The organism is Ensifer sp. B1-9 (assembly GCF_050474445.1).
Taxonomy (GTDB): domain Bacteria; phylum Pseudomonadota; class Alphaproteobacteria; order Rhizobiales; family Rhizobiaceae; genus Ensifer.
The window spans coordinates 66,055-81,662 of the sequence record NZ_JBCHVG010000014.1; the positions used below are offsets into that span (position 1 = coordinate 66,055).

Below are 15,608 nucleotides of genomic sequence, written 5' to 3' on the forward strand. Positions count from 1 at the left end.
TTCTGCCCTCGCGAAGCCCCGCGAGCCTGCTCCGTGAAGGGCGGCGGCTTTCGGCCGCCCCGCGGCGCAGAACGCGGCCTTGAAGCGAACGGCCGCTGGTTCAGACCGCAGCAAAACCGAAGGGCAAACCGGGACGGGTCCGGTCCAACCAGGTGTTGAAAGGAAGATGGCTGTCGGGGACGCTACACGTCGTTACTTCCCGTACTCGCCTCAGGCTCAGCTGGCGCGCTTACCGTCTCGACCGAGGGTTTCGGCTTGCCCAGACGTTATGATTGCAGCCAGGTTGGACCGTGTGTGTTCCGAAGACCGCGGAGGATGCCGCTATCGTCATAGGGGGCGCCGCCCATCCAGGCATTGTTCAGGATGCTCTTCCAGCGACGCCCGTGTCTGACGGCATAGGCCTGGAGCGCGGCTTCCTGTTCAGCGGTCAAAGGAGGTAGTCTTTCGCGCTTCCGAACACCGCGGCGCGTGCTTGGGGAAGCTTCAGCGCGACCCTCCTTCGCGACGATCATCCGTCTGAGCTCCGCCACGCCGGCATCGAGGCACGCCTGGCCATCGAGGTGATGGAACTGCCGCCAGAACGCGGTGCGCTCCACACGCGACGGCCCAATGCCGGCTTTGCGTTCAAGGTCTCCGATAGTTCCCATAGTGCTATACCTCCGCTTGTGGCTTAGCCGCGTCGCGAACGGGTTCGAATCGTTTGCGAAAGGCAGCTATCGCAGCATCCTGCCGGGCTAACTTTCGTGTCAGTGCGTCAACCTCAGGCTGACGCTCAGCCACCAGGACGGCGAGATTGTTGCGGTAGCGTTCGAGGAAGGAACCGGTATCCGGCGCCTTCCCCCGCCGATATCCAGTTTGCCGCCGCGCGAGCTACGGCAGGATCGTTGTTATGCGGCGCGAGACCTGGCGATCGATCAGTTCCAACTGGCGCTACGTCTGCCGCCGCGCTTCTTCAATACGCGACAATTGCGCATGGTTGATTGCCGTTGCAGCCATCACGCAACCCTCCCTCGCCAACCCACAAAACTGTACGGCCCGCCACAGGGACTGTGACGGTCAGGATCGATCACGAAACCGAGACGGTCACGCGCGGCGTATTCCGCGCGGGGCACGAGAAAGCGCATTTCCTCCGCCCCCCATCGCGCCGGCCCCCACGTGTGGCGACCGCCTCCGTCATGTCGACATCGTAGCTCGAATGGATCGCGGAGATCACGATCCAGTCGCAGGCATGCTTGCGCTCGAAAGCTTCCCGGTCCTTTTTCCAGGATTGGTCGGGCGCGAGTTCGTAGCCGTGGATCTCTTCCCAGGCTGACGGCCAACTGTTGCGGATCGTCTCGTCGGCATATTTACGCTCGTAGGCCGTGAACAGGTCCGGGAAGGTGAGGGCGACAATCGCCCATTCCATGTCTTCCTCATACCAGGACGCTGACTTTCGCAGCGTTGGAAGGACGCAGGCATTCCGCTCGGCGGACAGATGAAACCCGCCGTGACCGGCCGTCATGTGGGAGATGATCCCCTCGGCATAGATGGTCGCGAGCTGTGACGGACCCCATGGCGTACTTGCCGCCATGCGGGTCTGGATCCGCCCGAGCGCGGATAGTTCACGCTTGTGCTGCGCAGTCTCGAACACGCGCGCGCGAAACGCTGCCTCATCTCCCAGGCGCCCCTCATGACCGTAGAAGTCGGTGCGCGTCAGCTCTGACAGCGGACGGGCGAGGCGCCAGGCGCTTGCGAGGAAGCTTGTTCCATCGCGCACCGGCACCATAGCCAGAAGGGTATCGGCGATCCTTGCGACCGGAAAGCCATCAGCGCTGACGCCGAATTCCACCGTCGAGTCAGTCGGAACCGTGTCGGATTGAAGATCGGGCGTGCTCATGCGGCAACCCTCCCTTCGACGTGAGCAGCCGCAACCTCATCGGCGGTCACCTCTTCGAGGACAGCGTTTGGGTAGCCATGCTCTTCTAGCCAGGCCGCCGCCGCCTCGCGATTATCGGCGAGATGGACGAGTTCCGCGTTCGGACCGGCGTGATCGAAGACGCGGACCGAGCCAAGTGCTGGGCGCTCGAGAACCTTGAAGGTCAGGTTGGACTCGAGACCAAAGGTTCGGTGAATGCGCATAACGACGGTATTCTTTCCGCCGAAATCCGCCTCATGCAGCGTGAAATATCCCGGCGAGACATAATTGCCGGATTGGCGCGGACCCTCCTTGCGGATCAGCCGGCCGCTGCTGTTACGGGTCTGCCAGGCCGCGAGCTTCTTGTTAAAACGCTCTGGCGGGCGGGGGCGATCCGTCTGACCAGGCGACGATGAGCCGATCGGGGCGAGGTCGTAAATCAGGGACGCAGACATTAGATATCTCCTTGAAATTCTGAGGTTCATGGAAACGAAACCGCCGCCGGCGATGGCCGGCGGCGGGTTTCGATCGGATCGGAAGCGGAGGGCGGCTATTCGGCCGCAATGCCGTAGGCGGTTTCGTCCTCGCCGGGCGCGCCGTCATCGGCCTCCGGATCGGCGCCGTCGAGATCGGCCGCATCGCCGTCCCCGCTGCCGTCCGCGAGCTCGTCGTCAAGACCATTCGACGTTTCTCGGGAGGTGGCCGTGTCCTCCTGTTCCACAATCTCGCCTTGCTTGATCAGGTCGCCAAGGTCGTTGGAATCGGGCGCGAACAGGGCTGCCGGATGGACGAAATGCCCCTCCCTGAAGTGCTCGACCAGGGCGGCGCGTGTCTCCCGGACCCTCGGGCGCGGGAGAACCGAGGTGCCCTTGCACGACGCCTCGAGCGCCTGCCGCGACAGGCAAAGCAGGAAGTCTTCCGTGCCCATGTTCGGGAGATATCCATCCGCGCCGATGGTCAGGCCCGCAATGCGCGACACGATCCCGCTGTTCGACATGCTGCGGCGGCAAGAGAGCACATCGACCAGCACCGAGCGGGCGGCAACCCGCAACGTGTCTATGTCGAACGAGAGCCTGCCGTCGCCGTCGATCAGCCGAACCGCATGGCGAGCAAACCGCTTCGTCCCGAAGACAGTGTCGTTTGCCCCGGAGTCGACCCGGACATTCATGCCGGCAAAGGCCAGCACGAGCAGCGCCATCAGCGTGTCGTCCTCGATCGGCGCGCGGGCGAGCGCTTCGTGCAGCGCGTCGGTCCGGAAGTCGCCGATCATGTCGTGGCCCTTTTGCGTGACATCAGGACGCGGCTTCGGCGCGTCGATCACATCGTCGCCCGCGGTGGCACCACCTTCGACAACCGCTCCCTTGCCCCCAGACTTCTTCTCCTCCGGCATCCGGTAATGGACCGTCTGAACCTTGCCGTTCCGATCCAGATACATGGCGGTGTGGTCGCCCTTGCTTGGCTTGCCGTAGACGCGACTCGCCTTCTGCGGCAGCTTCACGTCGCCCCACTGCGTGACTTCCGCAATCATGCCCTTCTTGGGCAGATTGTTCGTCATCCACTCCTGCTGGGCGCCGAGATAAGCTTCGACGTTGGTGGTGTAGCGGCTGTCCTCATCCGCAGGAGCGAACAGATCCTCGACCCATTCGATGCCGTAGGCTTCCCTGAGATCGTCGCCGAAGCTCGCGTCCTTGGCATACATGCGGGTCTTGCTCAGCGTGTTGGCGATCTGCCACCACGCGGCTGGCTGACCCTTCTTCGGCTTCTGCGCCTTCCAGACTTCCTTCTGCTGATCGAGGCTGGCGGCCGCGACCGTTCGAAGCTGCTGCTCGTTTGGCATGTCGCCAAGCGCCATCTGATCAAGCATTGCCGGCAAGACGTTGGCGAGCAGCCGCAACTTTCGAATCTGCCGGACGGGCAGAGCAAGCGCCACCGCAATTGCGTCCTCGGTCCAGTCGAGTGCGATCAGGCGTTGGATGCCGCGCCACTGGTCGACGGGGTTGAGCGGCTCCCTGGCGATGTTCTCGACCATGGATCGCATGGCGCCATTGTCGTTGGCGGCTTCGACCACGAGAACCTCGATTTCCTCAAGGCCCGCGGCGATCGCCATGCGGGTGCGCCGGTGCCCGGCTTCGATGACGTAGCCGTTCCCGCCATTGGCTTCCGGAAAGATCACGGGCGGTTGGATGATGCCGACGGCATTGATCGTGGCGAGCAACAGGGCGTCGGCCTGTGGGGTAGATTTCGTCTGGCGGGTATTGTCCGGATTGTCCTTCAACGAGCGCGGATCGACCTTCATGATTTGCATGGGATTTTCCTCTTCCGGGATGCGGAACACGGCGCTGTTACCGGTCCTTCGTGCCTTCATTTCATTCGAAGACACCTCCCGGACCGCAGGGCGGGCGGCCCGGCGCAACTGCGGCCGAGCGTCCCTGCTGCGATGTCTGCGCGGGGCTGACAGCCCTGCGCAGGACGAGTGGCCGGGATGCGGAGGCGGCGGTTGAGCGCGAGCGGCGACGGGAAGGCCGATCTGCGACCGGTTTCCTCCCTCCCCTCTTCCTTTTCGTCCTCCCTTTTTAGAAAGACCCACTCACACTTTTGACAGTTCACAGCAGCCAGGAAGGCGAAGTAGGCTCGTTTGCAACTCGAGGAGGTTCAGGATGCATGATACGAAAGAGATATTTGCCTATCAGGTCATTCCAGGAACAGACGAAGTCCTGGCGTTCACGGAGACTTTGGGAAGCGCCCGGCAAGAGGCGTCCCAACATTTCGAAGGCCTGAGAGCAGAGGACGAAAAGGTGGACGCCGGAATTGCGATCTACAAAGTCAGCTTAAAGAATCCGGATCTTTTCGACTTCGTGAATGTCCTGAACCACCCGGAGGATGCGAGGGAGAGGCTTGTCGAAACGATGGAGCGGGTCGAGCTGATTTCCTGAACGCGGGAAAAACCGCGGCGAGGATGCCCGCCGCAGAGGTCGTTTCGACGAACGGAATTCAGGTCAAAAAAAGAGGGCCACGAGAAAGCCCGGGCCCTGTAGGTATGAAGGTAATAAACCTCCAGAGGGGAACAGCTGCTGCAGCGGCACTGGGAGGAAAACCGCCATGTGCATCAGCTGGGTGCGTTATGATCGTTTTTTGATCAGGGGGAAATGATTTTTTGTGCAACGCAGCTATGCGAATGCTGCGTTGCATCTAAAATGTCACCCTGATCAAGCAGCCCTGTATAGGGGGCTTCTGCGCCCTTAACCGCGGCGGCAGCAAGAGCATCGTCGACCTCGCGCAGCTGTCGGCGCTTTTCCGCAAGTTCGTCGGCGAAGGCGAAAATCCCGCCTTCGCGGGAGCGATAGGAGGCAAGCCGCCGGTGCGCTTCATCCCGACGATGGCGATAGCGCTCCCGTTCCTCCTCGAACCCGTCGAGCGCATGCTCAAGACGGGAAATGGCGCCGAGTGGGGTGACGGTGACCGCAAGATCGATCTCGTAGCCGACGCCGGTGCGCTGGAGCGTGGTGGAGTAGCGGTATCCATCGCCCTTTCCGAAGCGCTCGCCCTCATAGACCAGATCGAAGCCGCCGATCGATACGAGGTGAACCTCGCCCTGCTGTTGCAGCTGGAGGAGCGTGAGAATTTCCTTCATCAGCGCGCGACCAGCCTCCTTCCGCTCATGGTGGACCTTGCCCAGCACGGTCATCGCGAAGGCTTCACCGGCGGTCGGAACAAGACGCTCGATGTCTTGGCCGATCTCTGTGATGCGGCGGGTCGAAACCTCGATGTCACGCTCCGCATCGCGCATCTGCCGACGCACCGCATACTGGTCATCGTCATGGGCGGCGCGCAGTCTTTCCAACCGCGCGATATCGGCTTCGAGACCCGCCTTCTGCATCAGCCGCTCGTCGCCGGAGGCGATCGCCTTGGCCATGGCGAACTGGTTGGCCTGTCCTTCACCGAGGTCTTCGAGCCGGCGGATCGAAGTGTCTCCGCTGAGCGCTGCCGCGATGAAGCGGGCCTTGCGCTCGTTGTTTTGCCACATGGAAGCGTCGAGGCTGCCCTCTGTCGCATAGGCGAAGATATCGACAGTATCGTGCTGATTGCCCTGCCGGACGATGCGGCCCTCGCGCTGTTCGATCTGGGATGGCAGCCACGGCACGTCGAGGTGGTGCAGCGCCTTGAGCCGGAGCTGAGCGTTGACGCCGGTTCCCATCGTCTCCGACGAGCCGATCAGGAACCGAACCCGGCCGGCTCGCACGTCGGCAAAAAGCCGCTGCTTGGCCTCGGTCTTCCTGTAATCCTGCATAAATGCGATTTCGCAAGCCGGAACGCCCAGCCGGACGAGTTCGTCGCGGATCCAGCGGTAGGCGGAAAAACCGCGGGTTTTCTCGACATTGATCGTGCCCAAATCGGAGAAGATCATCTGAGCGGCGCCGGGCAGGTCATAGGGTTTGCCATCCGGCCGGAGATAGGCGGTATCACCCGTCTCTTTCCATATCCGGAAGGCATTGCGGACGAGAAGGTTGAGCTTGTTATCGTCCTCATTGTCGTTGGCCGGCATAACAAGGCGCAGATCGATCGCTGCATGGCGGCCGTCGGTGATGACGGAGAGCAGGATATCGTCGCCGGGCTGCGCCGGTCCTTCGCGCATCTCGATTGCCTTGATGCGGCCATCGAGCACCTGCTGATAGGCCTTGAAGGCCGGGGACGGCTTGGCCGTGAGGATCTGCCGCCGCCCGGTGGAGATTTCGGGCACCCTGACGTATGCGCGGAGATCCTCCGGCATGACGACGTCCGCGAAAGCGCGGAACATCGCAATCAGTTCCGGTACATTGACGAAGCTCGCGAAGCGGCTGACCGGCTTGTATTTGCCGGACGGCTGGATCTCCAGCTCGGTCGTCGTATCCCCGAAGCACGACGCCCATGCATCGAATTCGTGCAGCCCGCGTTCGGCGAGAGCCTGATGGCCGAGCAGGCGCTGGATCGAGAACATCTCACCGAGCGTGTTGGTGATCGGCGTGCCGGAAGCAAGCACCAGTGCACGCCCCGAGTTCTTCGTTTCGATGAAGCGGGATTTCACATAGAGGTCCCAGGCGCGCTGGGAACCGTTTGGGTCGATGCCCTTCAGCGTCGACATGTTGGTCGCGAAGGAGAGCTTGCGGAACTCCTGGGCTTCATCGACGATGATCTGGTCGACACCGATCTCGGCGATAGTGAGCAGATCGTCCTTTCTGGTCGCAAGGCCTTCCAGCCGTTCCTGCAGCCTTTCCTTCAGCCGCTCGAGGCGCTTCCGCGAGACGCGATCCTCGCTGTCGACCTTGGTCAACAGATCCTCGTAGAGCTGCAGCTCATCGTGAATCATCTGCTGTTCGAAGGCCGAGGGCACGGCGATGAACCTGAAGGCCGAGTGCGTGATAAGGATCGCATCCCAGGTCGCGGTCGCTGCTCGGCTCAAGAAGCGCGCCCGCTTGTCCTTGCTGAAATTCGTCTCGTCGGCGACGAGGATGCGGGCATTGGGGTAGAGTGCGAGAAACTCACGGGCCGCCTGCGCCAGGCAATGGCCGGGCACCACCAGCATCGCCTTTGCGATCAAGCCGAGCCGACGCTGTTCCATCACGGCTGCGGCCATTGTCATGGTCTTGCCGGCGCCGACCGCGTGGGCGAGATAGGTCGAACCGGAGGAGATGATCCGCCAGATGCCGCGTTTCTGGTGCCCATAAAGAGAAAAAGCGCCTGAGGCGCCGGGCAGTTTCAGATGCGAGCCGTCGAATTTTCGAGGCGCGATGTTGTTGAACCGGTCGTTATAGACCCGCGCCAGGCGATCGGTGCGATCGGGATCGGTCCACACCCAGTTCTGGAAGGCTTGCTTTATCTTCTGCAGCTTGTCGCGCGCCGCCTCGGTATCGACGACGTTCAGGACCCGCTGCTCGCCGCCGGCGTCTTTGAAGACATCGAAAATCTGCGGAACACGGCTGTTCAGCGCATCGGCCAGCAGTTCGCCGGCATCACGGCGGCTGGTGCCCCATTCGGAGGTGCCGGCCGCACTATAGGAAAGCTGCCGTGCCTCCACGGTCCAGCTCCCCAACTCCGGCATATGATGAATCCTGATGTCGGCGCCCATCATCTCCTTCATGAAGGCGACGACGTCGCTTGCCGGAATCCACGGCGCACCGAGACGCGCGGTGATGTCGGAGGGGCGAAGATCGGCGGGCTGTACCGCCTGAAGCGCGCGAACGTTGCGCTCGTAGGCCGGATCGAGCGCCGCGGCTGCTTCGGCGACAGCAAGCTTCGTGCGGACCGCTCCAGACAGGTAGGCATCCGAGGTCTGCCAGGAGCCATTGGCAGGATCCTGGAAGATCGCATCGCCGAGTTCGTCGACGACCGCGTCGACCTCTCTGTGCAGCAGCTCGGCGATATGCTCGACATCAACGCGACCACGCTCGTTGAGGACAACGGCCAACGCATCGGCAGCACTGGTGATCACAGGCGGGGCAGGGGGAGAAATCACACGCTCGGAAAAGATCGGCCCCGGCTTGGCGGTATCGGTGTCGAGGTCGTAGTCTTCGATCGAGGCGATCAACCAGCAGTCGGGGTCGTCGAGGAACGGCTGCAGATTCGGGCGGCGGTGCGTTTCGCGCACCTCGCCGGAGTGTTCGTCCTCGCTGATCGAGACCGTGGTGTGATTGATCGGACCGAAATCGCGCACGAAGCTGGACCAGGCGATCCTCAGCCGCACCTGTGCATCACGCCAGGGCCGATCCAGCTCCTGGGCTTTCAGCACTTCGCGAACGGCATCGCGGATGGGGATCAGCTTCCTGATAATGCCGATATGCTTTTCCGGGATGCCGTCACCGGTACGGCCCTTGCGCACCTGGACTTCGACTGGCGTGCCGTCGAGCATCTGCATGAGACCGCGGCGACTGTCGACAAAGAAACTACCCTCCCGGACCTGCCGGCTTTCAGGGCGAAGATCGACGATCTCGCCGAGCTCATCCTCGAGGTCGATGTCGATCTTGGTCGGCTCGCCGTCATATCGATCTTCCGGAAAGCAGGCGATTGCCGCCTGCAGCGCCGCGTCAAGATCTTCGCCGGCGCGCGGGCGGCAGGTGTAGGTCTCGCCGAAAGGCCCCGAGGTCAGGGCATGTTCGCCAAGCACGAATTCGGGATGCTCTGCGAACCAGCGATTCACACGGATAGCGCCCTCGTCTTGTGTTGCGGGCCGCACCTCCTCGAGGTCGAGCCAGGACCGATCCCCCTCGGCCTCCCCGACCTTGCGCTTGCGGAAGAAGAGAAGGTCGACGACGACATCCGTACCGGCGTCGCGGCGGAAGCTGCCCTCCGGCAGTCGGATCGCCGCGATCAGGTCGGCGGTCCCGGCGATATGCTCGCACGCTGTCGCGTCTGCCTTGTCCATAGTCCCGGAGCTGGTGACAAAGGCGGCGAGTGCTCCGGGCTTCAGGAGGTCGATCGACCGGGCGATGAAGTAGTCGTGCAACCGGAGCCCGAGCGAACGATAGGCCCGGTCAGACCGGACGGTCCGGTCGGAGAAGGGCGGATTGCCGATGGCAAGATCGTAGATCGGCGCCAGATCGGTTCGCGCAAAGTCGCCATTGATGATCCGGGCCTTCGGCTGCAGCAGCTTGACGATGCGGGCAGTCACGGGATCGAGCTCGACGGCGGTGACGAAGCTCCTGTCGCGGAACGCCGCCGGCATCAGGGCTGGAAACAGGCCCGTACCGATACCGGGCTCGAGTACGCGGCCCCCGCGCCATCCCATGCGCTGCAAGCCCGCCCAGACTGCCCGGATGATAAACTCCGGTGTGAAATGGGCATATTGGGTGCAGCGAGCGAGCGACGCGTAGTCGGCGCCCGAAACGGCGGTTTCGAGCGAGCTGGCGAGTTCGCTCCAGCCTTCGCGGAAATCGATTTCCCCGGGACGGCGGAACATCCCGTTCGCCAGCTCCGAGGCGCCGAACCCCGTGAAGCGGATGAGTTGCGCCTGCTCCTTCGTGGTGGCAGGTCGATCCTGCTTCTCGATGTTGTTCGCGATCAGGATCGCGCCAACATTGGCGCGGGCGCGATCCTTCCAGGATCCGGCCAAGCCTCGATCCGCATCGTCGAGGTAGAAATTCGACCGGTTGCCGCGTCGCCGGGGCGCCGGACGTTCTATTGCCGTCGCCGGCAAGGCGGGGGCAGGAGAGGGCGGCGTCGGTTCCGGGTCGTCGTCGTTGGCGGCGGCCGGCTCGAAGCCGCCGAACGCCGTGACACCCGGGCCAAGGCCAGACGAGAGTGCGCTGCTGCCGAACATGTCGAGAGTGAAGGGATCGTTGCTCATGGAACCTCCTCGGGAAATGGCGAGCGCCATCGACCCGCGGGAAACCACCTGCGGGATTGAAGAACACTCTGGTTTTTGGTTGGCGCCCAAACGGGCCGGGCTGATCGCGAAATGGCTAGGACTTCGCGATCAAGGTGAGCTGCATCGAATCTTGGAGAAATGCGATGCGAAGGTGCGTCGCGTCTGGAGCGGCCGCCATCATGGCTTCCAGCTGTTCCGCATCGATGAAATCGACTCCATCATCGCCGCCAAAGGTCCGGCGTTTGACGTCGAACCAGTCATCAGTGGTGCGGGGATCGCATTCCTCGGCATAGACGACCAGTGGTCTGGCACCATCGGGCAGTTTGCCGTTGGACATCAGATAAACGCCGCGATCTCCAACGAGCCACAGACCCGGCTTTTCGTCGGTGCCTGGGCGGAGGCCGTAGTAGGGGTTGCGGAAGCCACCATTGACTTCCGCATCGGCACGACCACGGGCGATCACCTCGCGGACCGATATCAGCGGGAAGGAAAGCATGGTGTCGCCTCCTTCATGCGGCGATCGGGGAGGAGAGATGGCGCAACTGCACCGGCAGCTTGGCTGCGATTTCGTCGTCAGTCAGTTCGTCCAGCAGTTTCAACGTGCTGCCCGTCTGGCCGTCGTAGAGTGTGATCGTGCGCCTGCCGCGCGCGGCTTCGGCCCAGCGATCGCCAGCATAGCCACGATAGTCGTCCGCAGTGGTGCTCCAGATATGCTCCAGGCGTTCGTCGCGCGTCATAGCCCGCACCGGCCGGCTCTCGCGCTCGATGATTGCCACACGCATGCGCTCGATCGCTTGCCCGTCCGAAAGATCGCAATAGCCATGGAAGTGGCGGATGACGCCATCGATACGCAAGGCGAAGAACACTGATGTCACCGAACCGGTGAGGAATTCCCGCATCGCGAACATCGCTCCGCGGATCAAGAGCGGTGGCAGGATTTCGAACATGTAGTCATGCTCGGCCTCCGTGATCTCGAACCATTCGCCGGCATAGAGCGGCGCGGCGTCCCCGTCCCAACGGTTCGGACGCTGGGCGTAGCGGTCGAACATCCGGAACATTTGGTGGCGTGAGGCGACACCCTGGAAGACCTTGCGAATTGCGGGAGAGGGATTCATCTGCGGCTCCTTCGAGATGGTACCGGACCGAAGCGTGAGCACTGTCCTTCCGACCTTGCCATCCTCTTCAGTCCTTCATGACACCTCCCGGGCCGCCGGCATCGCGGCCGGCCGGGTCAAGGGCCGGCTCCGCCGGGCGAAGCTTCCCTTGACGCGGGCGGCGCGAATGCGGCACGCCGCCGCTTCTACCTTCCTTTTTTTCCTTCTCTCTGATTTTCAGGGTCTCGTTCCAGTCCTCCGCGGCCGGCCTGAGCCGCGACCAGCCGCAGCCGGTTTCGTCAGCAAGCGCCCGCAAGCGCTCGGCAAACGTGTCCCCTTGCGGATTGGCGTCTGTCGCGGCGACGAGGAGGCTATCTGCTCGCGAGACCAACTGCCGCAGCGCCGTCTCCGTCGACGGCGACCATCCGCCACCGGTGCTGAGATAGAGTGTTCCATCCCGCATCCCCTCGATGGCGGCAAGGCTCATGGCGTCGATCGCAGCTTCAGTGACCGCCAGGCGCAACGCTGTGGCTGGCCCCAGACGGAAGAGAACCTTCGTGCCTCCGGAGGCAAAGCCCCGATACTCTGGCCCTCGCGCCTCCCAGCCGGTGACAATCCCGGCATTGTCCGTATGCGCCGCCCACATGCTGCTATATGGACCCTCCCGAAGGCGGTCTTGCCGGAGTGCGGCGCGTAGCAAAGTGACCGGCAGGAATCGCTTCCTGTTGAGATAAGCCCATGTCGGCGAGCCGGGCCAAGGACGGCGACGTGCCTGCCAACGCTCGGGGAGAGAAACGTTATGGCCTTGATCGCGCGCCGGCGCCTGCCATTCCGGCTCGGTGATCGCGAAACCGACGAGGTCGGCGACCCTCCCGGCGCTTGCGAGAAATCCGACATGATCGAGATGCTCGACAAGTCCGAACACATCTCCTTTCGCATCGCTAAGCGGGTCGAACCATCCGCGCCCCTCATGGGTGACGATGATGATCTCGCTCGATCGGCGAAACTTCATCGCCCGCCGGGTACTCTCCTTCACATCGATGGCGAAACCCGCTTGCTCAAGAACAGTCGCACAACTCACCCGGTCGCGTAGCGCCTCTATTTCCTTCCTGTTCATTCCTCTTCCTCTTTGCCTTTCTTGCCCGTCGCTTCGCGGGCGCACTTCCCCCAGCCGCGAAGAGCAAAGGCGACAAGGGCGCGGCTGACAATTGTCGGATCATGCAATACCCGGCTGCGGCGCAGCCTCCCTTGCGGCTGCCGCTCGCAAGCGGCAGCCGGCACGGCCCAAAGACCGAAAGAGGGCGGCTCAATGAGCCGCCCAAGGGAAAAACTCATGGACGATCTCAAGATCGTCATCGGCGTCGATCTCGTCAGAAGGAAGGACGCCGTATTCGCCGTCGACCCAGAAAAGAGTGACCGGGACCATCAGGTCGCGGGAGAGCTGGAAGGCGTGGGACTGGGCGAGAGAAAGGTTGTGCGACATGTGAGAGGCTCCATCTGGAGCGGGCCAATTCCCGCTCGATGGCTCCCCAAAAGGCCCGACGACGGGCGCGATCACCGCGAGCGAAGGCGAAGCGGCCGCAGCTTGCTAACGGACCCTTTACGGGTTGATCGTGGAAGATCCGGCGTTAGGCCAGGACGCCATTAAAGAGAGCGGGATTGGCTTGCTTCAGTTGAGACGCAGGTCTGCGCACGGCTTCCACGCTTGTGCCGTTCGTTTCCCGCCGCTCTCGGCAGCAAGGTCGGTTCCGTCTAAAGCCGACGGAAAGAGCGCCTGAAGAAAATCGATCAGCCAATCGGACTCGCTATGGGCCGCTTTCTGGAGCGCTTCCTTTACGGATTTTGCCTTCAGCGCGCCCAACGCACTTTGCAGGCAGCTCTCGATATCAGCGAGGCTTTTGCCCTCAAGCGAAGCGATTTCAGCGACGGTCCTGCTTCGATCAATCCACCGAAGGCAGGTCTTTTCACGTGGCGAAAGCATCCGTTCCTTCATGAAAAAATCCACGTTCAATTGCGCCGTGGTCGGCGGCGGGTGTGGAGCGGAACGCCACCACTGAGATATCGGTGGAAAGCGAGTTGCGATGCCCCGGAGAAAAAGGGCTGCCGCCGGGACCTGGTCGGCGACAGCCAAGTTGCCTGGGGAGGAGCCCGAAATTCGAAATCTCTTCTACGGCATTTCGCATGTTGTGTTATAACATTACCAAAATCAGATAAGAGTTATTATGGAACTGCGTCATCAAGGAGTAGGAGAACTTGGAATTACGCGATCATCCTTTCTTCGAAACTCGCCTGCGATCGAAGGGTGAGGCCGCTGACCGCAACCTTTAGAACCTCGGACCTGAGCAAAATTTCTTGCACGGTTTTGTTCCAATCATCTACCAGATGAGCGTTTTCTCGGGTCATCTTATCAATGTGATCGACGGCTGCATTCACGCCTCGCAAGCCTTCGGCTTGATGATTTGAGCCGACGGAAATTTCGCGGACGATTGACGCGATCTGTTCGAACCGCGAGGCGATCAGTTTCAGAGTCGTTCCAGCTTTCCCGACTAGCTCAACACCATGCGCGACCTGTCCCCCCGAGGTCGAGATGAGGTTGTTGATCTCCTTAGCCGCATTCGCTGAGCTTTGTGCGAGCGAACGAACCTCGGCAGCCACCACTGCGAAGCCCTTTCCGGCCTCTCCCGCCCGCGCTGCTTCAACGCCGGCATTCAGCGCTAGAAGGTTAGTTTGAAAAGAGATTTGATCAATTGTTGCAATAATTCGCGACATTTGCGACGATGATCCTTCGATCTCGCCCATCGCAGCGACCGCGTCTTCGACAACCGCCTCGGACTGTCTCGCTTCCGTCTGGACCGACCGGACGACCTCGTTGGCGTTGGACGCCCCAGACGCAGTTCGCTCCACTGTAGAGGTAATTTCTGACAGTACGGCTGCGGCCTCCTCGACAGAAGCCGCTTGTTGTTCAGTTCGCCTCGCCAGTTCATCAGAGATGGAGGTCATTTGAGCGGCGGTCTGGTTTACGGCGACGACCGTCTCGACCACGGAAGCGACGATTTTTTCCAATGCCTCAACCGCGTCGTTGAAGTTGGTTTTCAGATCCTCGTACTCAGATGAAAGAGTTTGGTCGATCCGGACCGTCAAATCACCCCGGGAAAGATGTACCAGTCCGTCACGAAGTACTGACAGGGCTCGACGCTGCTCGATGCTCGCAGCCTCGAATGCCCGTTCTGTGGAGCGCAAGCGATGATCCGTCTCATCGTGTAACCGCCTCTGTTCATTCTCAAGAATTTGGCGCTCATCCAGAGCTTTACCGAAAAAGGCCAGTGCCTGAGCCATGGAACCGATCTCATCTCGTCGCGTGAGATCGGGAATTGCGATAGATCGATTGCCTGTGGCCAAAGCCTGCATTGCGTTCGTGAGCCGAGTGATCGGGAATGCAACACGCGATTGCATCCACGCGAATGCACCAATGCACACAATGCTCACCACGGCCAAGCCGACCACAAAGAATAAATTAGCCTCTTTGGCTGCTCTCGTGCCTAAGGCAACAGCGGATGATGAGTTCTCTTTCTGGTATCGCTGACCCCTTTTGATCGCATCTCGAATTCCTTTCAGGTAGGGTTGTGATTGACCGAGCAGAAGGCCATGCGCTCCAGCCGTATCGCCCGCTGAAAGCATCCCGGCCAAAGGCGCTGTGAATTTTATGTAAGCGTCGTAAGTAAGGGAGATATTGTCCGAGTTCTTGGTTTCGTCCTCACCGACTGCCAGCGCTCCATACTCCTTGAGGGAGTCAGACATATCAAGCAGGCCGGTTTCGAGTTCGCGTTCGGCCTTTTTACGATCATCCTCACCCGAGAGAAGAAGCTGCAATTGACGGGACCGTACGGTTTCAAAGCGTGCGGCCAGCATCCCCAGACTTTGTGCAGACGGGAGCCATTTGTTGGCTATCAAAGTCGCCGCGGTGTTGACAGCGCTCAATCGATCCAACCCGGCGACCCCCAAACTAATGGTGCTGAGAAGTAGCAACCCCATGGCGATCCCGACTTTCGCACGCATCGAGAACGAGATTGTTGTCGACAGCTCTTTCAAGCAATGCAGCAGATATTCTCTCATCGAGCTCCCCATATTGATATATCGATATACTGTGTATGAGCAGTAAATTTTTATTAAACCGTCGCATGAGGCAACATGGCGGATCGGGAATGCCGATCCGCAGCTCGTGGATGCTCGCGGGACGCGCATCTGGTTCTTCCGGCATTAGTTTTCGAGGAAATGGTGTCGC

12 protein-coding genes are annotated in these 15,608 nt (G+C 61.4%); 1 reads left to right on the forward strand and 11 read right to left on the reverse strand.

Annotated features, from left to right (window positions below; translation table 11 throughout):
• Positions 1 to 266 precede the first annotated feature (266 nt).
• From ACQ5BM_RS25325 to ACQ5BM_RS25340, 4 genes are all read right to left on the reverse strand, one after another.
• Positions 267 to 647, reverse strand: coding sequence for a hypothetical protein (locus tag ACQ5BM_RS25325; protein ID WP_429817324.1), 381 nt, complete (start codon positions 645 to 647; stop codon positions 267 to 269).
• A 419-nt stretch (positions 648 to 1,066) separates the two neighbouring features.
• On the reverse strand, positions 1,067 to 1,876 hold the full coding sequence (locus ACQ5BM_RS25330) for a DUF7007 domain-containing protein (protein WP_429817327.1): 810 nt from the start codon (positions 1,874 to 1,876) through the stop codon (positions 1,067 to 1,069).
• A complete protein-coding gene (locus tag ACQ5BM_RS25335; protein ID WP_429817330.1) occupies positions 1,873 to 2,349 on the reverse strand; it encodes a hypothetical protein in 477 nt (158 codons plus the stop codon). The genes ACQ5BM_RS25330 and ACQ5BM_RS25335 overlap by 4 nt, the downstream gene beginning before the upstream one ends.
• A 95-nt stretch (positions 2,350 to 2,444) precedes the next feature.
• Positions 2,445 to 4,199 carry a ParB N-terminal domain-containing protein gene (locus tag ACQ5BM_RS25340; RefSeq protein ID WP_429817333.1) on the reverse strand — a complete coding sequence of 585 codons (1,755 nt, stop codon included), beginning with the start codon at positions 4,197 to 4,199 and terminating at the stop codon, positions 2,445 to 2,447.
• A gap of 352 nt (positions 4,200 to 4,551) precedes the next feature.
• Here ACQ5BM_RS25340 and ACQ5BM_RS25345 point away from each other — a divergent pair, with 352 nt between their 5' ends.
• Positions 4,552 to 4,827 (forward strand): hypothetical protein, encoded by a 276-nt coding sequence (locus ACQ5BM_RS25345; protein WP_429817336.1) that lies wholly within the window; start codon positions 4,552 to 4,554, stop codon positions 4,825 to 4,827.
• Positions 4,828 to 5,030: 203 nt separating this feature from the next.
• Here ACQ5BM_RS25345 and ACQ5BM_RS25350 read toward each other — a convergent pair whose 3' ends face one another.
• From ACQ5BM_RS25350 to ACQ5BM_RS25380, 7 genes are all read right to left on the reverse strand, one after another.
• Positions 5,031 to 10,211 (reverse strand): DEAD/DEAH box helicase family protein, encoded by a 5,181-nt coding sequence (locus tag ACQ5BM_RS25350; protein ID WP_429817339.1) that lies wholly within the window; start codon positions 10,209 to 10,211, stop codon positions 5,031 to 5,033.
• Positions 10,212 to 10,326: 115 nt separating this feature from the next.
• Positions 10,327 to 10,728: a DUF3085 domain-containing protein gene (locus ACQ5BM_RS25355; protein WP_429817342.1), complete on the reverse strand. Its 402-nt coding sequence runs from the start codon at positions 10,726 to 10,728 to the stop codon at positions 10,327 to 10,329.
• A 13-nt stretch (positions 10,729 to 10,741) separates the two neighbouring features.
• On the reverse strand, positions 10,742 to 11,347 hold the full coding sequence (locus ACQ5BM_RS25360; RefSeq protein WP_429817345.1) for a DUF1419 domain-containing protein: 606 nt from the start codon (positions 11,345 to 11,347) through the stop codon (positions 10,742 to 10,744).
• 67 nt (positions 11,348 to 11,414) lie between these two features.
• Complete coding sequence (locus ACQ5BM_RS25365) at positions 11,415 to 12,443, reverse strand: DUF3991 and toprim domain-containing protein (RefSeq protein WP_429817347.1); 1,029 nt, start codon at positions 12,441 to 12,443, stop codon at positions 11,415 to 11,417.
• Positions 12,444 to 12,632: 189 nt separating this feature from the next.
• Positions 12,633 to 12,809 (reverse strand): hypothetical protein, encoded by a 177-nt coding sequence (locus ACQ5BM_RS25370; RefSeq protein ID WP_429817350.1) that lies wholly within the window; start codon positions 12,807 to 12,809, stop codon positions 12,633 to 12,635.
• A gap of 186 nt (positions 12,810 to 12,995) precedes the next feature.
• A complete protein-coding gene (locus ACQ5BM_RS25375) occupies positions 12,996 to 13,319 on the reverse strand; it encodes a hypothetical protein (protein ID WP_429817352.1) in 324 nt (107 codons plus the stop codon).
• A gap of 266 nt (positions 13,320 to 13,585) precedes the next feature.
• Positions 13,586 to 15,439 (reverse strand): methyl-accepting chemotaxis protein, encoded by a 1,854-nt coding sequence (locus tag ACQ5BM_RS25380; protein ID WP_429817355.1) that lies wholly within the window; start codon positions 15,437 to 15,439, stop codon positions 13,586 to 13,588.
• Positions 15,440 to 15,608: the final 169 nt, after the last annotated feature.

Bases quoted from the DNA above. Each gene is read 5' to 3' on its own strand.
- ACQ5BM_RS25345 (WP_429817336.1), top strand. From the start codon at position 4,552: ATGCATGATACGAAAGAGATATTTGCCTATCAGGTCATTCCAGGAACA.
- ACQ5BM_RS25360 (WP_429817345.1), bottom strand. From the start codon at position 11,347: ATGAATCCCTCTCCCGCAATTCGCAAGGTCTTCCAGGGTGTCGCCTCA.
- ACQ5BM_RS25330 (WP_429817327.1), bottom strand. From the start codon at position 1,876: ATGAGCACGCCCGATCTTCAATCCGACACGGTTCCGACTGACTCGACG.
- ACQ5BM_RS25325 (WP_429817324.1), bottom strand. From the start codon at position 647: ATGGGAACTATCGGAGACCTTGAACGCAAAGCCGGCATTGGGCCGTCG.
- ACQ5BM_RS25380 (WP_429817355.1), bottom strand. From the start codon at position 15,439: ATGAGAGAATATCTGCTGCATTGCTTGAAAGAGCTGTCGACAACAATC.
- ACQ5BM_RS25340 (WP_429817333.1), bottom strand. From the start codon at position 4,199: ATGCAAATCATGAAGGTCGATCCGCGCTCGTTGAAGGACAATCCGGAC.
- ACQ5BM_RS25375 (WP_429817352.1), bottom strand. From the start codon at position 13,319: ATGAAGGAACGGATGCTTTCGCCACGTGAAAAGACCTGCCTTCGGTGG.
- ACQ5BM_RS25365 (WP_429817347.1), bottom strand. From the start codon at position 12,443: ATGAACAGGAAGGAAATAGAGGCGCTACGCGACCGGGTGAGTTGTGCG.
- ACQ5BM_RS25355 (WP_429817342.1), bottom strand. From the start codon at position 10,728: ATGCTTTCCTTCCCGCTGATATCGGTCCGCGAGGTGATCGCCCGTGGT.
- ACQ5BM_RS25370 (WP_429817350.1), bottom strand. From the start codon at position 12,809: ATGTCGCACAACCTTTCTCTCGCCCAGTCCCACGCCTTCCAGCTCTCC.
- ACQ5BM_RS25335 (WP_429817330.1), bottom strand. From the start codon at position 2,349: ATGTCTGCGTCCCTGATTTACGACCTCGCCCCGATCGGCTCATCGTCG.
- ACQ5BM_RS25350 (WP_429817339.1), bottom strand. From the start codon at position 10,211: ATGAGCAACGATCCCTTCACTCTCGACATGTTCGGCAGCAGCGCACTC.